Source organism: Streptomyces sp. 5K101, assembly GCF_046506645.1.
Classification (GTDB): Bacteria; Actinomycetota; Actinomycetes; order Streptomycetales; family Streptomycetaceae; genus Streptomyces.
The window spans coordinates 76,104-94,050 of the sequence record NZ_JBKFFO010000003.1; the positions used below are offsets into that span (position 1 = coordinate 76,104).

At 70.3% G+C, this 17,947-nt stretch carries 13 protein-coding genes and 1 pseudogene; 12 read left to right on the forward strand and 2 right to left on the reverse strand.

Translation table 11 applies throughout. The annotated features are described in order from the left end of the window. Positions 1 to 208 precede the first annotated feature (208 nt). From ACLB9X_RS06185 to ACLB9X_RS06210, 6 genes are all read left to right on the forward strand, one after another. Entirely contained in the window at positions 209 to 1,477 is a 1,269-nt protein-coding gene (locus ACLB9X_RS06185; protein WP_410359220.1) for an extracellular solute-binding protein, read from the forward strand. Positions 1,478 to 1,593: 116 nt separating this feature from the next. Next, positions 1,594 to 2,601, forward strand: a complete 1,008-nt coding sequence (locus ACLB9X_RS06190; protein ID WP_410359221.1) for a carbohydrate ABC transporter permease — start codon at positions 1,594 to 1,596, stop codon at positions 2,599 to 2,601. 22 nt (positions 2,602 to 2,623) lie between these two features. Beyond that, entirely contained in the window at positions 2,624 to 3,535 is a 912-nt protein-coding gene (locus ACLB9X_RS06195; protein ID WP_410359222.1) for a sugar ABC transporter permease, read from the forward strand. Between the two features lie 46 nt (positions 3,536 to 3,581). Then, complete coding sequence (locus ACLB9X_RS06200; protein ID WP_410359223.1) at positions 3,582 to 5,231, forward strand: glycoside hydrolase family 13 protein; 1,650 nt, start codon at positions 3,582 to 3,584, stop codon at positions 5,229 to 5,231. After that, complete coding sequence (locus ACLB9X_RS06205) at positions 5,219 to 6,289, forward strand: LacI family DNA-binding transcriptional regulator (RefSeq protein ID WP_410359224.1); 1,071 nt, start codon at positions 5,219 to 5,221, stop codon at positions 6,287 to 6,289. Before ACLB9X_RS06200 ends, ACLB9X_RS06205 begins: the two co-directional genes overlap by 13 nt. A 49-nt stretch (positions 6,290 to 6,338) precedes the next feature. Next, positions 6,339 to 6,581 carry an HIT domain-containing protein gene (locus tag ACLB9X_RS06210; RefSeq protein WP_410359225.1) on the forward strand — a complete coding sequence of 81 codons (243 nt, stop codon included), beginning with the start codon at positions 6,339 to 6,341 and terminating at the stop codon, positions 6,579 to 6,581. Positions 6,582 to 6,660: 79 nt separating this feature from the next. Here the strand turns inward: ACLB9X_RS06210 and ACLB9X_RS06215 are convergent, their stop codons facing one another. Then, positions 6,661 to 7,431 (reverse strand): amylo-alpha-1,6-glucosidase, encoded by a 771-nt coding sequence (locus tag ACLB9X_RS06215; RefSeq protein WP_410359226.1) that lies wholly within the window; start codon positions 7,429 to 7,431, stop codon positions 6,661 to 6,663. A gap of 35 nt (positions 7,432 to 7,466) precedes the next feature. On the opposite strand from ACLB9X_RS06215, the gene ACLB9X_RS06220 reads away from it, so the two are divergent. The 3 genes from ACLB9X_RS06220 to ACLB9X_RS06230 are packed head-to-tail and all read left to right on the forward strand — an operon-like array spanning position 7,467 to position 9,050. Then, the gene (locus ACLB9X_RS06220; protein WP_410359227.1) at positions 7,467 to 7,919 is read left to right on the forward strand and encodes an extracellular solute-binding protein; all 453 of its coding nucleotides are present in this window, start codon (positions 7,467 to 7,469) and stop codon (positions 7,917 to 7,919) included. Continuing rightward, positions 7,874 to 8,479 (forward strand): hypothetical protein, encoded by a 606-nt coding sequence (locus ACLB9X_RS06225; protein ID WP_410359228.1) that lies wholly within the window; start codon positions 7,874 to 7,876, stop codon positions 8,477 to 8,479. Before ACLB9X_RS06220 ends, ACLB9X_RS06225 begins: the two co-directional genes overlap by 46 nt. Before the next feature lie 34 nt (positions 8,480 to 8,513). Further along, complete coding sequence (locus ACLB9X_RS06230; RefSeq protein ID WP_410359229.1) at positions 8,514 to 9,050, forward strand: GNAT family N-acetyltransferase; 537 nt, start codon at positions 8,514 to 8,516, stop codon at positions 9,048 to 9,050. Positions 9,051 to 9,192: 142 nt separating this feature from the next. Here ACLB9X_RS06230 and ACLB9X_RS06235 read toward each other — a convergent pair whose 3' ends face one another. Then, positions 9,193 to 9,645 carry a hypothetical protein gene (locus ACLB9X_RS06235; protein ID WP_410359230.1) on the reverse strand — a complete coding sequence of 151 codons (453 nt, stop codon included), beginning with the start codon at positions 9,643 to 9,645 and terminating at the stop codon, positions 9,193 to 9,195. A 920-nt stretch (positions 9,646 to 10,565) separates the two neighbouring features. On the opposite strand from ACLB9X_RS06235, the pseudogene ACLB9X_RS06240 reads away from it, so the two are divergent. From ACLB9X_RS06240 to ACLB9X_RS06250, 3 genes and pseudogenes are all read left to right on the forward strand, one after another. After that, positions 10,566 to 11,942 (forward strand): annotated as a pseudogene (locus tag ACLB9X_RS06240) (alpha-amylase); the annotation flags it as partial. A gap of 97 nt (positions 11,943 to 12,039) precedes the next feature. Beyond that, complete coding sequence (gene pulA / locus ACLB9X_RS06245; protein ID WP_410359231.1) at positions 12,040 to 17,427, forward strand: pullulanase-type alpha-1,6-glucosidase; 5,388 nt, start codon at positions 12,040 to 12,042, stop codon at positions 17,425 to 17,427. Positions 17,428 to 17,499: 72 nt separating this feature from the next. Beyond that, on the forward strand, positions 17,500 to 17,898 hold the full coding sequence (locus ACLB9X_RS06250) for a cell division protein SepF (RefSeq protein ID WP_410359232.1): 399 nt from the start codon (positions 17,500 to 17,502) through the stop codon (positions 17,896 to 17,898). Positions 17,899 to 17,947 lie beyond the last annotated feature (49 nt).

Here is a 17,947-nt window from a genome sequence, read left to right on the forward strand (position 1 = left end):
CTGTGTCGGGGCTGGTGTCAAGCGACCCTGCGGCAACTCTCCGGACACGCGAATGTAACGATCACCCGTCCTTGCAGAAATTTGCCGCAAGGTCTTTCCGATGGTTTTCAGCCCTGTTACGTTCCTGGCAACCCGGCGCCGCGAGGGAGCGGTCGGCGGGAGGCACGTCTTCGCCTCCGCCCTTCCGGGCACAGTTGAAGGAGTTCACATGCGGCGTGGCATAGCGGCCACCGCGCTGGCGGCGGCACTGGCCCTCTCGGCGACGGCGTGCGGTGGGGGCAGCGGCGAGGGCAAGGCAGACGGCCCGGTCACCATCACGTGGTGGGACACCTCGAATGCGACGAACGAGGCGCCCAACTACGAGGCGCTCATCAAGGAGTTCGAGGCGGCCAACAAGGACATCACGGTCAAGTACGTGAACGTCCCCTTCGAGCAGGCCCAGAACAAGTTCCAGACCGCCGCCGGCAGCAAGGGCGCCCCCGACGTCATCCGTGCCGACGTCGGCTGGACCGGTGCATGGGCCAAGCAGCAGTTCCTCGCCCCGCTCGACGGCACCGAGGCGCTGAAGAACTCCGAGGACATCACGCCCGCCCTGCTGAAGCAGGCGCAGTACGAGGGCAAGACCTACGGCGCGCCGATCGTCACCGACACCCTCGCGCTCATGTGGAACAAGGACCTCCTGAAGAAGGCCGGCTTCGACGCGCCGCCCACCACGTGGGAGGAGCTGAAGAAGGTCTCCAAGGCCGTCGCCGACAAGACCGACGCCGACGGATTCTTTCTGAACAAGGCCGGTTACTACCAGATGCCGTTCCTCTACGGCGAGGGCACCGACCTGATCGACTCCGACGGCAAGAAGGTCACCGTCAACTCGGACAAGGCCGCCAAGGCGATCGAGACCAGCAAGAGCCTGCTGGCCGCCGACGGAGTCGCGAAGCTGGACGTCTCCGCCGACGCCTACGCCCACATGCAGGACGCCTTCACGACCGGCAAGGTCGCCATGATCGTCCAGGGTCCGTGGGAGCTGACCAACATCTACAAGGGCACCGCGTTCAAGGACGCCAAGAACCTGGGCATCTCCAGGGTTCCGGGCGGCCCGGCCGGCGCCGGCGCCCCGATCGGCGGCCACAACCTGGCGGTCTACGCGGGCTCGGACGCCACGCACCAGAAGGCGGCCCAGAAATTCGTCGGCTTCATGACCTCCGCCGAGACCCAGGCGAAGATCGCGCTCAAGAACAGCACCCTGCCGACCCGTACCTCCGCCTACACCGCCGAGGTCAAGGCGCTGCCCGGCTTCGCCGACATGCAGACCGTGCTGGCCGAGAGCGGCAAGGCGCGCGGCTCGGACCCGAGCTACAGCTCCCTGTACACCGACTTCGAGACCAACGTCACCAAGGTCCTCCAGGGCAAGGTGAGCGTACAGCAGGGCCTGGACGACACCGCCGCGGCCTACAAGAAGCTGCTCCAGGACTACTCCTGAGCACAGCGGCCGGCCCGCCCTCCTGACGGGGCGGGCCGGCCGCACAGCCGCGTCCCGACCGACTCCCGCAGTCAACCGCCTCAACTGCCGAGAAGAACGCCGAGAAGGTGCCGAAGATGACCGTCGCCGCTGAGGGCGCAACCGCCGCCGAGCGCGGGCGCGCCCCGCGCCCCGGGCGCCCCGGGCTCTTTGCCCGGATGAAGCTGTCGTACGAGAAGAACTGGTACGCCTGGGCGATGGTGGCCCCGGTCGTCCTCGTACTGGGCGTACTGGTGCTGTATCCGCTCGTCCGCGGCATCTACCTGTCGATGACGAACGCCGACAGCACGAACATCGGCCGCACCATCGGCGTCAACGAGATCCCGGACTCCTTCTCCTGGGTCGGCCTGGACACCTACACGGAGATCCTCTCGGGCGCCGACGGCCGGTTCTGGCCGCACTTCCTCTGGACGATCGCCTGGACCGTCGTCTGCGTCGCCTTCCACTACGGCATCGGGCTCGGCCTCGCGCTGCTGCTCAACCGCGAGCTGCGCGGCCGCACCTTCTACCGGCTCGTGCTGATCCTGCCGTGGGCCGTGCCCACCTTCGTCACCGTCTTCTCCTGGCGGCTGATCCTCGCCGATGAGGGCGGCATCCTCAACACCGCGCTCGGCTGGCTGCAGTTGCCGCAGCCCGGCTGGCTCAGCGACGTCTTCTGGCAGCGGACCGCCGCCGTCATGGTCAACGTCTGGGTCGGGGTGCCCTTCATGATGGTCTCGCTGCTCGGCGGACTCCAGTCCATCAACGGCGACCTGTACGAGGCGGCCGAGATGGACGGCGCGAGCGCCTGGCAGCGCTTCCGCCACGTCACGCTGCCCGGTCTGCGTACGGTCAGCTCCACCGTGATCCTGCTCGGCGTCATCTGGACCTTCAACCAGTTCGTCGTGATCTTCCTGCTCTTCGGCGGGACCGGCGCCCCCGAGGCGCAGATCCTCGTCACCTGGGCGTACCGCCTCGGCTTCGGTCAGGACCCGCGCGACTACGCCGGCTCGGCCGCGTACGGCGTGATCATCCTGTCGATGCTCATCGTCTTCGCCTCCTTCTACCGGCGCTGGCTCGCGCGCAACGAGCAGTCCGCCGCCTGACGCCGACAAGGACACCACCGACATGAGCACCCTCACCGAACGCCCCACCGCAGCCCCGTCGAAGCGCGCCGCGGACCCCGACCTGCACAAGGTGGTCCGCCGGCGCGGCGAGCGCAGCAGCGGTGCCTCCATCGCCGTCCACGCCACGCTGATCGTCGCGAGCTTCATCGCCTTCTTCCCGGTCGGCTGGATCGCCTGGATCTCGCTCGGCCCGGACAAGACCGACTTCCTCCACCCCGAGGGGATCGCCGGGAAGATCAGCTTCGAGAACTACGCGGCCGTGCTCGCCGACACCCAGTTCCTCACCTGGTTCGGCAACTCGATGATCGTGGCCCTCGGGACCTGCCTGCTGGGCGTGTTCATCGCCGCCAGCTCCGGATACGCCGTGTCCCGGATGCGGTTCCCCGGCCACCGTCAGCTGATGTGGACCTTCCTGATCACCCAGATGTTCCCGGTCGCCATCCTGATGGTGCCGCTCTACAAGATCGTCGCCGACCTGGGCCTGCTGGACACCTACGGGGCGCTCATCCTCGTCTACTGCACCACGGCCGTCCCGTACTGCGCCTGGCTGCTCAAGGGCTACTTCGACACCATCCCGCAGGAGATCGACGAGGCGGGGCGCGTCGACGGCCTCACCCCCTTCGGCACCTTCTACCGGCTGATCCTGCCGCTCGCCCGGCCGGGCCTGGCGGTGGCCGCCTTCTACACCTTCCTCACCGCGTGGGGCGAGGTCGCCTACGCCTCCGTCTTCATGCTCAGCGAGGGCAAGTACACCCTGTCGATCGGCCTGACCACCTTCGTGAGCCAGTACGACACCCAGTGGGACCTGATGGCGGCCACCGCGGTCCTCATCGCCCTGCCCGCTTCACTCGTCTTCTACCTCGTCCAGCGCCATCTGGTCACCGGCCTCACCGCCGGCGCGGCGAAGTCCTGACGCGCCACCGACCTCTCCCGTCCGCCATCTCTTACTCAGGGAAGACATGACCCAGCACCTCACTGCCCCCGCGCACACCCTCGACAGCACCCGGCCGGGCTGGTGGCGCGACGCGGTGATCTACCAGGTCTATCCGCGCAGCTTCGCCGACGGGAACGGCGACGGCATGGGCGACCTCGAAGGCGTGCGCAGCCGGCTGCCCTACCTGAAGGACCTCGGCGTCGACGCCGTCTGGCTCAGCCCCTTCTACGCCTCCCCCCAGGCCGACGCCGGGTACGACGTCGCCGACTACCGTGCCATCGACCCCATGTTCGGCTCGCTCCTCGACGCCGACGGGCTCATCCGCGACGCCCACGCCCTGGGCCTGCGCATCATCGTGGACCTCGTCCCCAACCACTCCTCGGACCGGCACGAATGGTTCAAGCGCGCGCTGCGCGAGGGGCCCGGGTCGCCGCTGCGGGCCCGCTACCACTTCCGCAGCGGCAAGGGGAAGAACGGCGAACTCCCGCCCAACGACTGGGAGTCCATCTTCGGCGGGCCGGCCTGGACGCGCACCGAGGACGGCGAGTGGTACCTCCACCTGTTCGCGCCCGAGCAGCCCGACTTCAACTGGGAGCACCCGGCCGTCGCCGACGAGTTCCGCTCCATCCTGCGCTTCTGGCTCGACATGGGCGTCGACGGCTTCCGCGTCGACGTCGCCCACGGTCTGGTCAAGGCCGACGGCCTGCCCGACCTGGGCAGCCACGACCAGCTCAAGCTGCTCGGCAACGACGTCATGCCCTTCTTCGACCAGGACGGCGTGCACGCCATCTACCGCAGCTGGCGCACGATCCTCGACGAGTACCCCGGCGAGCGGATCGCCGTCGCCGAGGCGTGGACGCCGACCGTGGAGCGCACCGCGAACTACGTGCGCCCCGACGAGCTGCACCAGGCGTTCAACTTCCAGTACCTCGGGACGCCGTGGGACGCCGACGCGCTGCGCGCCGTGATCGACCAGTCGCTGGCGGCCATGCGGCCCGTCGGCGCCCCCGCCACCTGGGTGCTGTCCAACCACGACGTCACCCGGCACGCCACCCGCTTCGCCAATCCGGCGGGCCTCGGCACCCAGATCCGCACGGCCGGCGACCGCGAGCTGGGCCTGCGCCGGGCCCGCGCGGCGACGCTGCTGATGCTGGCGCTGCCCGGCTCCGCGTACCTCTACCAGGGCGAGGAACTGGGTCTGCCCGACGTCACCGACCTGCCCGACGAGGTGCGCCAGGACCCGTCGTTCTTCCGCGCGGCCGGCCAGGACGGTTTCCGCGACGGGTGCCGCGTGCCGATCCCGTGGACGGTCGAGGGCTCCTCGTACGGCTTCGGCAGCGGCGGCAGCTGGCTGCCGCAGCCCGACAGCTGGGCCGCGCTCAGCGTCGAGGCGCAGACCGGTGACCCCGACTCCACGCTGGAGCTGTACCGCAGCGCCCTCGCGGTGCGCCGTGCACGGCCCGAGCTCGGCGCGGGCGACGCGGTGGAGTGGCTGGACGCCCCCGACGGCGTGCTCGTCCTGCGCCGCGGCGGCTTCGTCTGCGTCGCCAACACGACGTCCGCGCCCGTCACCCTGCCGGCCCACGGGCAGCTGCTGCTGGCCAGTTCGCCGGTGCGCATCGTGGACGACGCGGCCGAGGTGCCCGCCGACACCACCGCCTGGTGGGCGGTGTGACGGTCCCTCCGCCTCGGGGCGACGCCGCGCACGCCGTCCCGAGGCTCGCCGACCTCGCCCTCCAGGCAGGGGTCAGCGAAGCCACCGTCAGCCGGGTGCTCAACGGCAAGGCGGGTGTCGCGGCCACGACCAGGCACCGGGTCCTGGCCGCGCTCGACGTGCTCGGCTACGAGCGGCCCGTGCGGCTCAAGCGGCGCAGCGCCGGTCTGGTCGGGCTCGTCATCCCCGAGCTGACCAACCCGATCTTCCCGGCGTTCGCCCAGGTCATCGAGCAGGTGCTGGCCGGGCACGGGTACACGCCCGTGCTGTGCACGCAGATGCCGGGCGGGGCCACCGAGGACGAGCTCGTGGAGCAGCTGGAGGAGCGCGGCGTCACGGGCATCGTGTTCCTGTCCGGGCTGCACGCCGACACCTCGGCCGACCCGTCGCGCTACGTCCATCTCGCCTCGAGGGGCGTGCCGTTCGTCCTCATCAACGGCTTCAACGAGCGGGTCGACGCGCACTTCGTCTCGCCCGACGACCGCTCGGCGGCGCGCATGGCGGTGCGCCATCTCGTGGAGCTGGGGCACGAGCGCATCGGCCTCGCCGTCGGCCCCACCCGCTATGTGCCCTCCCGCCGCAAGGCCGAGGGATTCACCGCGGCCCTCCACTCGCTGCTGGGAGTCCCGCACGAGGAGGCCCAGCACTTCATCCGGCGCACGCTGTTCTCGGTGGAGGGCGGCCAAGTGGCCGCCGGCGCACTGCTCGACGCGGGCTGCACCGGCATCGTGTGCGGCAGCGACCTGATGGCGCTCGGCGCGATCCGCGCCGTGCGCGGGCGCGGCCTCGACGTGCCGCGCGACGTCTCGGTGGTCGGCTTCGACGACTCCCCGCTGATCCCGTTCACGGATCCGCCGCTCACGACGGTGCGTCAGCCCGTCCAGGCGATGGCGACGGCGGCGGTGGACGCGCTGATCGAGGAGATCGACGGGAACCCCGTGCAGCGCACGGAGTTCGTCTTCCAGCCGGAGCTGGTGGTGCGGGGCTCGACGGGGGCACCTTCGGGTCCGCGCGACTGATGCCCGGGCTTCGCGGGCCGTGTACCTGCCTTCGGGAGATCCTCTCCGGTTGCCGGCCGGTCCGGACTACCCGCACGAGACGGTCTTCGAGGACCAGGACCACGTGGCGTTCCTCGACCGGTGGCCCACCGTGCGGGGGAAGGTGCATGTCGCGCCGAAGGCGCACATCGAGCACGTCGTCCGCGACCTGGACGAAGTGGCCTACCTCCGGCTCATGCAGGTCGTCCGCCTCCGCGCGGCCGTTGCCGCCCGTGGCGTCCTTCGCATGCCGAAGGCGCCCCGCAGCGTGTGACCATGCTGGCCGAGGAGGGCTTGAGGGGGCATCCCGCAGCGTGGTTTCGGACGCCGCGGGACGGCTGGGAAGCGGGTCATCAGGGTGTCACCACCGTGAGCCCGTCCGGCGCCACCACGCTTGCTGTGCCGTCAGCCGCGACGGTGATCTCCAGTGGACTGCGGGCGATCTGGAACCCTGTCAGCGTCAGCGGGCCGTACTCCCGAGCGAAGGTGGGTGCCACCGTCACCGTGCCTCCGGGCACGTCCGCGTCGAGGCCCAGGGCCGACTGAAGCACGAGGACCGACGCCGCTGCCGCCCACGCCTGCGGCCGGCAGGACGCCGGGTAGGGCGCGGGCCGCGCGGCTGCTCCGCGGCCGTGGCCTGCGAACAGCTCGGGCAGACGGGCGTCGAAGCCGGCGGATGCGGTGAGCAGGCCTGCCGCCAGCTGGGCCGCCGCTTGCGGGAAACCGGCCCGGACCAGGCCGTGTACGGCGATCGCCGTGTCGTGCGGCCAGATCGAACCGATGCGGTAGCCGTACGGGTTGAAGCCCACCGACTCGCTGCTCAGCGTGCGCAGCCCGTGGCCCGAATCGAGGTCCGGCGCGCTCAGCCGGGCCGCCAGCAGGGCGCTCTCCTCGTGGTTGAGCAGTCCGGTGCCGAGCAGGTGGCCGAAGCCCGAGGTCACGAAGTCCACCGGCCGGCCGTCACGGTCCAGGGCGACGGCCGGGTACGGGCCCCGGGCGTCCTGAACCCAGAACCGCTCACGGAAGCGGCCGGCCAGCCGCTCGGCCCACTCCTCCCACTCGTCGGCCCCCCGGCGGCCGAACGCGCGCAGCAGCGCCGCCCCGCCCAGCGCCGTTCTCCGCACAGCTGCGCGCCTCCTTCACCTACGACGGGAAGCTGGTGTGCCTGCCCAAGGACACCTCCACCCTCGCCCTGGCCATCAACACGGACCTGTGGAAGAAGGCCGGGCTGACCGCGAAGGACTACCCGACCACCTGGGCCCAGCTCAAGACGGTCGCCGCCGAGCTGACCAAGGGCGACGTCACCGGGTTGGTCATCAACGGCGAGTACGCACGGGCCGGCGTCTTCATGAAGCAGGCCGGCGGCTGGATCACGAGCGCCGACCAGACGAAGATGACCGCCGACAGTACGCCGAACGCCGAGGCGCTCGACTATGTACGGTCGCTGCTGAAGTCCGGCTCCCTGAAGTACGCCAAGCAGGTCGACACCAACTGGGGCGGCGAGGCCCTCGGCAAGGGCAAGGCCGCCATGGCAAGGGCACGCTCGCCTTCAGCAACTGCTGGGGGGTGGCCCAGGACAGCGCCCACCGGGCAGCCGCCGTGGAGCTGGTGAAGTACCTCACCACTACCGCGCAGATGCTGAAGAACGCGGACGCCTTCGGCGTGATGCCCTCCCGTACCAGCGGGCTTGCCGAGTACGCGAAGAAGAACCCGTCCGCCAAGGCATGGGCCGACGCACGCGCCTACGCGCAGGGCCCGGTGACCGTCGCGGGCTTCGACAAGGTCCTCACCCAGTTCAACACCGACCTCGCCGCACTGCGCACCGGCGACCCGAAGAAGATCCTCGCCGACCTCCAGCGCAACGGCGAACAAGCCCTGGCGAAGGGCCACTCAGCCGCCATGTCCCCGCGTACGTCACAGCACCCCCGCCCGGCTCCGCGCTCCCGCGCGGGCGGGGGTCCCCGAACGGCCGTCTCGCCGGGCGCACCTGACACGCCCGGCGGGACGGGCCCAGCCGCGGCGCCCTGGATCCCGACAAGCTGCCGGGCCCTCAGCGCTGGGCGCTGCGGGAGCGCGGCGGCCCTGCTGTCGACGCTGCCCGTGGCGGTGCTGTTCTTCTGCTTCCAGCGCTATTTCGTGCAGGGAGCCAACTCGGGGGCGGTAAAGGAGTAGCCGGGGGCGTGTCGTATGGATAGCGTCGCCGCTCGTGACTTCGACTCTGCGTACCGAACGTCTGCTCCTTGAGCCGTACGTCCCTGAGGATGAGGAGAGCTTCGTCGCCTTGTTCCAGGACACAAGGGTGTCTCGATGGTTGGGTGACGGCCCTTCTACTGAAGCGGACGACAGGGCCCTGTTCGGGCGGATCTTCACGAAGGTCTACGCGGAGAATCTGTTCGACGTCTGGGCCGTTCGTCGGGACGGACGTCTGGTCGGGCATGCCGAGATCAAGCCGACTGATGTGGTCGAGGGCCACGAGCTCGTCTATGCCTTGTCTCCTGAGCTCTGGGGATTGGGCCTGGGCCGCGAGTTGGCAGAGGCGATCGTCACCTACGGTTTCAACACCCTTGGACTGACCGAGGTGCACGCCACCGTGGCCGTATCGAACAAGGCCTCACTGGCTGTGCTGGAGAAGGTCGGTTTCGAGCATGTCCGGGACATCACAGAGGACGATGGCAGTACGACCCGGTTGCTGACCCGCTGCCTGGCTGCGACCGACAGGAACCGGCCGCACGGGCCCGGGTGAGCCTCACAACTCACTCAGCCCGTGCGGCCCTTCCCACGTCACGGGCCGATCGCGAGCTGTCGTCATGCGCCCGATCAAGGTGGAATTGACGCTGCCGCTCTCCTCGCAGGCGTGGCAGAGGCCCCGTGCCTGGTGCCCCTCCTCAAGCCTCGCGTGATGGTCTCGCACTCCGCCGCGAACCGGGGCGCAGGGCGAAGAGGGACCACATGGTTGCCGCCGTCAATGCGGCCATGGCCATCGCGCCCAGGACCAGCGGCTCGGGCTGCCATCCGAGCGAGAACCGGGTTCCGAGCAGCGTGAGTACCGCGGCGATCCGGCCCGGTGCGTAGACCGGCACCCGGGCGGCCGTGGCCCTCAGCACGGTGGCCATGGCCAGGCCGGTGCCGGTCCAGGCTGCCAGACAGGGCCACACCGGCCCCGGGGCGGCGCTGGGCAGGCCGTACTCCGCCGGGCCGAATCGGAACAGGGCGGTGGCCCAGCCCAGGCCCACACCGAGGGCGGTGATGCCCAGCACCCACACGGTGTGGCGCCACAGCGGGCCAGGTCTCACGGCCTCGTCGTCGTCGGCGATGGAAGGGTCAAGGAATTCGATCACGCATCAGAGGACGTTGCCTGTCCGCCCCGGGTTGTCCGGTGACCACCTTCGCCTCCTCTGGGCTGCGATCCCGTGGTGCCGCGGCCACGGGATCGCCCCGGTCCGGCGTGTCGTTGACACCGGCGTCCGGTGGGCCGGCCTGCCTTCCCGCCGTACCGACGGGTGCACGCCGTGGCCCGCCGCCAGCAGATGAAGGGGCCGCTCGCCGGGCGAGCCGCTGGGTGGGCGGTGCAGAGGTGCCGGAGATTCAGGTGGTGGCAAGGTGCTCGTCCAGGAACCGGAGAAGGCCGCCCCTCGCCTCGCGTCGAGCATCCGACGGAGCACGTGCGCGCCCCCGGAGCACGGCGGCGAGGCGGCCGAAGTCGCCGGCCCGTCGTGCCTGAACGCCTTCGCCTGACCGCTGCCGTCCATGGGCCTGCCTGGCTTCCGCCTGCGCGCCTTACGTCGCCCAGCCCGGGTCGGCCGGCGGCCCACACCACGGCCGCCGCCGATGAAATCCGTTCTGGGGGCAACACCCAGACCCTACCCGCGACAGCGGCTCCGGATCAGGCGAGCGGCGATGCGCCCCAAACCGCCCTGCCCGGTATGGCCGAACCGGTCCGGCCGGCCGGGCGCGTAAGGGCCCGGCACGGACCGGGACCCCCGGCCGGCCGGACGTCGTGGTTGAACGTAACACCGCTGCAATGACTTGCGAAAGAGTTTGCGGACACGGAACGGCCACGTTTCCCCGTTGTCATCCAGCCCTCCACGAAGCCCGGTCCGGAGGGTTGACCGGGTCGTGGGGTGGGTCGTACGGTCTCGACCGCAACGAGTTTCAGACTTCTTGCACAAGGATTCTCAAAGGCCTTGCGGGCACGGCGCGTTGACCGTACGAGGCTGCCCCCTCGCATCCGCACCTCCCTGAAGAGCAGGAGGGAATCATGGCCCGCAGAACCGTGGCCGCTGCACTCGCCGTCGTGGCGGGAGCCGCTGTGGCCGTCACGGCCCCCACCCCCGCCATGGCCGCACCGCCCGGCGACAAGGACGTCACCGCCGTGATGTTCGAGTGGAACTTCACCTCCGTCGCCAAGGCCTGTACGGACCAGCTCGGTCCGGCCGGCTACGGCTACGTCCAGGTCTCGCCGCCCCAGGAGCACATCCAGGGCCCGCAGTGGTGGACGTCGTACCAGCCCGTCAGTTACCGAATCGCCGGCCGCCTCGGCGACCGGACCGCCTTCAAGACCATGGTCGACACCTGCCACGCCGCGGGCGTGAAGGTCGTCGCCGACACCGTCATCAACCACATGGCCGCGGGCTCCGGGACGGGCACCGGCGGCTCCTCGTACGGGAAGTACGACTACCCGGGTCTGTACTCGTGGTACGACCTGAACAACTGCACCGCGCAGATCAGCAACTACCAGGACCGCTGGAACGTGCAGGAGTGCGAGCTCGTCGGGCTCGCCGACCTCGACACCGGCGAGGAGTACGTCCGCACGAAGATCGCCGGCTACATGAACGACCTGGCGTCGCTCGGTGTCGACGGTTTCCGCATCGACGCCGCCAAGCACATGGCGGCGGCCGACCTCGCGGCCGTCAAGTCCAAGCTGACGAACCCCTCCGTGTACTGGAAGCAGGAGGCCATATACGGCGCGGGGGAGGCCGTCTCGCCCGCCGAGTACCTCGGCAACGGCGACGTGCAGGAGTTCCGCTACGCCCGCGACCTCAAGCGCGTCTTCCAGAACGAGAACCTCGCGTACCTGAAGAACTACGGCGAGGGCTGGGGCTACATGGAGTCCGCCAAGTCCGCCGTCTTCGTCGACAACCACGACACCGAGCGCGGCGGCGACACGCTCAACTACAAGAACGGCGCCGACTACACCCTCGCCAACGTCTTCATGCTGGCCTGGCCCTACGGGTCGCCCGACGTGCACTCCGGCTACGAATGGTCGGACAAGGACGCCGGACCGCCGAACGGCGGGCACGTCAACGCCTGCTGGAGCGACGGCTGGAAGTGCCAGCACGCCTGGCGCGAGATCTCCTCCATGGTCGCCTTCCGCAACGTCTCCCGCGGCCAGTCCGTCACCGACTGGTGGGACAACGGCGGCGACCAGATCGCCTTCGGCCGCGGCTCCAAGGCGTACGTGGCCATCAACCACGAGACCTGGTCGCTCACCCGCACCTTCCAGACCTCGCTGCCGTCCGGCACCTACTGCGACGTCCAGAACAACAGGCCGGTCACGGTGAACGGCTCCGGCCAGTTCACCGCGACCCTCGGCCCCAACACCGCGGTCGCGCTGCACGCCGGCGCACGCTCCTGCGGCTGACGCCCGCCGCTCGCCACGCCGCCCCGCTCCTCCTCCCCGGAGCGGGGCGGCACTCCGTACCCGATCACCACCCTCATCCAGGAGATCCGCTGTGATACGCCCCCGTATCCGCCTGCGCCCGGGCGCGGCCGCCGTCGCCGCCGCGGCGACGGTCGCGGCGCTCGTCCCCGCCCTGCCGGCGGTGGCCGCGCCGAAGCCGCCTCCGCCGCCCTCGGACAGAGCCCTGGCCGCACAGCCGGCCCGCCACGACCTGACCCGCGAGCAGTTCTACTTCGTCCTGCCCGACCGTTTCGCGAACGGCGACATGGGCAACGACCGCGGTGGACTGACGGGATCCCGCCTCGCGACCGGCTACGACCCCACGGACAAGGGCTTCTACCAGGGCGGCGACCTCAAGGGGCTGACCGAGCGGCTCGACTACATCAAGGGGCTCGGCACCACCGCCATCTGGATGGCGCCGGTCTTCAAGAACCAGCCGGTGCAGGGCGAGGGCAAGAACGCCAGCGCCGCCTACCACGGCTACTGGATCACCGACTTCACCCAGGTCGACCCCCACTTCGGCACCAACGCCGACCTGGAGCGGCTGATCGACAAGGCCCACGCCAAGGGCATGAAGGTCTTCTTCGACGTCATCACCAACCACACCGCCGACGTCGTCGACTACCAGGAGAAGTCCTACGACTACCTTTCCAAGGGCGCGTTCCCGTACCTGACCAAGGACGGCGAGCCGTTCGACGACAGCGACTACGCGGACGGGGAGCGCCGCTTCCCCGCGACCGACCGGGACTCCTTCCCGCGCGTCCCCGTCGTGCCCGCCGCCAAGAAGGACGTCAAGGTCCCCGCCTGGCTCAACGACCCGCAGATGTACCACAACCGCGGCGACTCGACCTTCGCGGGCGAGTCAGCCGAGCACGGCGACTTCTCCGGTCTCGACGACCTGTGGACCGAACGGCCCGAGGTCGTCGAGGGCATGACGAAGATCTACCAGCGCTGGGTGCGCGACTTCGACATCGACGGCTTCCGCATCGACACGGTCAAGCACGTCAACATGGACTTCTGGACCCAGTGGGCGACCGCGCTCGACGCGTACGCCGCCCAGCAGGGCCGGGACGACTTCTTCATGTTCGGCGAGGTGTACTCGGGCGACCCGGCGATCACCTCGCCGTACGTCACCCGCGGCCGCCTCGACGCCACCCTGGACTTCCCGTTCCAGGATGCCGCCCGCGCCTACGCCTCGCAGGGCGCCTCCGCGGACAAGCTCGCGAACCTCTTCGCCCAGGACTACCGCTACACGACGGACAAGGCCAACGCCTACGAATCCGTGCCCTTCCTCGGCAACCACGACATGGGTCGCTTCGGGACCTTCCTGCGGCAGGACAACCCGCGAGCCGGCGACGCCGAGCTGCTGCGGCGCTACCGACTCGCCAACGAGCTCATGTTCCTCAGCCGCGGCAACCCGGTGATCTACTACGGCGACGAGCAGGGCTACACCGGCGCGGGCGGCGACAAGGACGCACGCCAGACCCTGTTCGCCTCGCGGACCGCCGACTACCTCGACGACGACCAGCTCGGCACCGACCGCACGCACGCCGAGGACGCGTACGACACCTCGCACCCGCTGTACCGGTCCGTCGCGACGCTGTCGAAGCTCACCAAGGCGCACCCGGCGCTCCGGGACGGTGTGCAGCAGCAGCGCTACGCGGAGGGCTCCGTGTACGCCTTCTCCCGCACGGACGCCAAGGCGAAGACCGAGTACGTCGTGGCCCTGAACAACGCGAACGCCGCGAAGACGGTCCGCATCCCGACCGGTTCGGCCGGCACGGACTTCACCGCGATCCACGGCGGCGACGCCACCGTCCGCAGCGGAGACGACCGGACCGTCGAGGTCACGGTCCCGGCGCTCTCGACGCTCGTGCTCAAGGCGGCGAAGCCGCTCGCCGCGCCCGTCGCCAAGCCTTCCGTCGTCCTGACGGCACCCGGGGCCGGTGCCACCGGCACCGTCGAGATCTCGGCCGACGCCGACGGCGGGCAGCTCGGCCGGGTCGTGTTCGCCGCGCAGGTGGGCAACGCCCCCTGGCAGGTCCTCGGCTCCGCCGACCACGCCCCCTACAAGGTCACCCAGCACATCACCGCCCCCGCGGGAACGGCCCTGCGCTACAAGGCCGTCGTCGTCGACTCCGAGGGCCGCACCGCGAGTGCCACGGCCGCCACGACCAGCGGCGCGCCCGCCGTCGAACAGCCCCCGACGGCGACCCAGCGGGACTACGCGATCGTCCACTACAAGCGCGCCGACGGGGACTACGCCGACTGGGGCCTGTACACCTGGGGCGACATCGCCGAGGGCGAGGGCACGACCTGGCCCGCGGGCAAGCCCTTCACCGGCCGCGACGCGTACGGGGCCTTCGCCTACGTGAAGCTGAAGCCCGGTGCCTCCTCCGTCGGCTTCATCGCCGTGAACAAGGACGGTGTGAAGGACACCGACGCCGACCGCACCATCGACCTGTCGAAGACCGGTGAGGTGTGGATCGAGCAGGGCAGGCCCGGCTTGTCGAACACCGCCCCCGAGGGCGCCTATCCGCCTCAGGACACGTCCAAGGCCGTTCTGCACTACCGGCGCGCCGATGGCGACTACGCCGGCTGGGGACTGCACACCTGGACCGGGGCGGCGAACCCGACCGACTGGTCCAAGCCCCTGGAGCCGGTGCGGACGGACGCGTACGGTGCTGTCTTCGAGGTGCCGCTCGCGCCCGGCGCCACCTCGCTCAGCTACATCCTGCACAAGGGCGACTACAAGGACCTGCCCGCCGACCAGTCCCTCGACCTCAAGGCGAACGGCCACGAGGTGTGGCTCCTGGCCGGCCAGGAGAAGCACCTGCTGCCGCAGCCCAAGGGCGGTGGCGCTGCCCTGGACCTCACCAAGGCGCACGCCGTCTGGATCGACGAGGACACCGTCGCCTGGAACGGCAGCGACGCCGCCGCGTCCAGTGCCCTGCTCTACTCCCGCGAAGGATCCCTCGCGGTCGAGAACGGCGCGCTGACCGGTGACGCGCGCGTGCTGCGGCTGACCAGGGCGTCGCTGACCGACGCACAGAAGGCGAAGTACCCGCACCTGAAGACGTACACGGCCCACCACGTCGACGCACGCGACCGCGACCGGGTGCGCGAAGCGCTGCGCGGCCAGGTCGTGGCCGCCCAGTACCTGGCCAACGGCGCCGTCGTCGCGGCGACCGGCGTACAGGTCGCCGGGGTCCTCGACGACCTGTACGCGCCGGAGGCCACCAAGGCGTCGCTCGGTGCGACATTCGACCACAAGGGCGTGCCCACGCTGCGGCTGTGGGCGCCCACCGCGCAGCACGTCACGCTGGAGATCGACGGGAAGACCGTCGCCATGCGCCGCGACGACGCGAGCGGCGTCTGGTCGGTGCGCGGGAAGAAGGGCTGGAAGGGGGACACGTACCGCTATGCCGTGCGCGTGTGGGCCCCGAGCGTGCAGCAGGTCGTGACCAACAAGGTCACCGACCCCTACTCCGTCGCGCTGACGGCGAACTCCGAACGGAGCATCGTCACCGACCTCTCCGACCCGTCCCTGGCGCCCGCCGGCTGGTCCGCGCTGAAGAAGCCCGCCGCCGTGCCGCTGAAGGACGCCCAGATCCAGGAGCTGCACATCCGCGACTTCTCCGTCGCGGACCCGACGGCCGACCACCGGGGCACGTACCTCGCCTTCACCGACAAGGACAGCAAGGGCTCGAAGCACCTGCGCGCCCTCGCCGGCGCCGGCACCTCCTACGTCCACCTGCTGCCCGCCTTCGACATCGGCACCATCCCCGAGAAGAAGGCCGACCAGCAGCAGCCCGAGTGCGACCTGAAGAGCTATGCGCCCGACTCCGAGGAGCAGCAGGCCTGCGTGGCGAAGGCCGCCGCGAAGGACGCCTATAACTGGGGCTACGACCCCCTGCACTACACGGTCCCCGAGGGCTCGTACGCCACCGACCCGGACGGCACGCGGCGCACGGTCGAGTTCCGGCAGATGGTGAAGTCCCTCAACGAGGACGGCCTGCGGACCGTCATGGACGTCGTCTACAACCACACCGTCGCGAGCGGCCAGGCGGACAAGTCCGTCCTGGACAGGATCGTGCCCGGCTACTACCAGCGGCTGCTCGCCGACGGTTCCGTGGCCACCTCCACCTGCTGCGCCAACACCGCGCCCGAAAACGCCATGATGGGCAAGCTCGTCGTGGACTCGATCGTGACCTGGGCGCGCGACTACAAGGTGGACGGCTTCCGCTTCGACCTGATGGGCCACCACCCGAAGGCCAACATCCTCGCCGTGCGCGAGGCGCTCGACGAGCTCACCGTCGAGCACGACGGCGTCGACGGGGAGAAGATCGTGCTGTACGGGGAGGGCTGGAACTTCGGCGAGATCGCCGACGACGCCCGCTTCGTCCAAGCCACCCAGAAGAACATGGCCGGCACCGGTATCGCGACCTTCTCCGACCGTGCGCGCGACGCGGTGCGCGGCGGCGGTCCGTTCGACGACGACCCGGGCGTGCAGGGCTTCGCCTCGGGCCTGTACACCGACCCGAACTCCTCGAAGGCCAACGGCACCGAGGCGGAGCAGAGGGCGCGGCTGCTGCACTACCAGGACCTGATCAAGGTCGGTCTCTCGGGCAACCTCGCCTCGTACTCCTTCACGGACACCCGAGGCCGTGCCGTCAAGGGCTCCGAGGTCGACTACAACGGCGCCCCGGCCGGATACGCCGCGGTGCCCGGTGACGCGCTCGCCTACGCGGACGCCCACGACAACGAGACGCTGTACGACGCACTCGCCTTCAAGCTCCCGGCCGGCACGTCCGCCGCGGACCGGGCGCGCATGCAGGTGCTCGCGATGGCGACCTCGGCCCTGTCGCAGGGACCCGCGCTCTCCCAGGCGGGCACCGACCTGCTGCGCTCCAAGTCGCTCGACCGCAACTCGTACGACAGCGGCGACTGGTTCAACGCCATTCACTGGGACTGCCGCGACGGCAACGGCTTCGGCCGCGGCCTGCCGCCCGCCGCGGACAACAAGCCCAAGTGGGGGTACGCGAAGCCGCTGCTGACGGGCGTGTCGCTCACTCCCGGCTGCGCGCAGATCGACGGCGCCTCGGCCGCCTACCGTGATCTGCTGCGGATCCGGACGACCGAGCCCGTGTTCGGCCTCGCGACTGCCGAGGACGTCCAGTCCGCACTGTCCTTCCCGCTGTCGGGCACGGACGAGACCCCGGGCGTGATCACCATGCGCCTCGGCGACCTCGTCGTGGTGTTCAACGCCACGCCCGAGCGGCAGACCCAGCGGGTCGCGGACCTCGCGGGCAGCGGCTACGCCCTGCACCCGCTGCAGCGTTCGGGCGCGGACGAGACGGTGAAGTCCTCGTCGTACGAACGGGGTTCGGGCACCTTCACGGTCCCGGCCCGCACCGTCGCCGTCTTCGAGCGCGGCTGACCGATCGCGATCCTCCGCCCCTCACCCGTGTCGCTGTTGGGCCGAAAGGGTGAGGGGCGGGAGGATGGTCCCATGAGTAGGTACGAGAGGTACGACGTCACCGACGAGCAGTGGGAGGGCCTGGCGCAGGTGGTGCCGCTGCGCGGTCGCGACGAGTGGCCGTCGCGGGTGGACCACCGGACCGTCCCGCGGGACTACGCGGCCGCCGAACAGCGTCGTTTCGTCGTGCTGCGGGTGCAGGTCTTCGCCGACGCGCGCGAGGTCGCCGAGTACCTCGTGGGCCGTACGCCCGTCCTGCTGGACCTGACCGCCGCCGACACCGAAGTGGCCAAGCGCATCCTGGACTTCAGCAGCGGTGTCGTCTTCGGACTCGGCAGCGCGATGCACCGGGTCGACCGCAACGTGTTCCTCCTCGCGCCGGTCGGCACCGAGGTGGAAGGGGCCGAGGCGGCCGCCGTACCTCATTCGTAGGACGGCCGGCAGGACGGAACGGTTCGGCGGTGATCACTGTGCGTACCGT

Bases quoted from the DNA above. Each gene is read 5' to 3' on its own strand.
- ACLB9X_RS06190 (WP_410359221.1), top strand. From the start codon at position 1,594: ATGACCGTCGCCGCTGAGGGCGCAACCGCCGCCGAGCGCGGGCGCGCC.
- ACLB9X_RS06200 (WP_410359223.1), top strand. From the start codon at position 3,582: ATGACCCAGCACCTCACTGCCCCCGCGCACACCCTCGACAGCACCCGG.
- ACLB9X_RS06195 (WP_410359222.1), top strand. From the start codon at position 2,624: ATGAGCACCCTCACCGAACGCCCCACCGCAGCCCCGTCGAAGCGCGCC.
- ACLB9X_RS06250 (WP_410359232.1), top strand. From the start codon at position 17,500: ATGAGTAGGTACGAGAGGTACGACGTCACCGACGAGCAGTGGGAGGGC.
- ACLB9X_RS06185 (WP_410359220.1), top strand. From the start codon at position 209: ATGCGGCGTGGCATAGCGGCCACCGCGCTGGCGGCGGCACTGGCCCTC.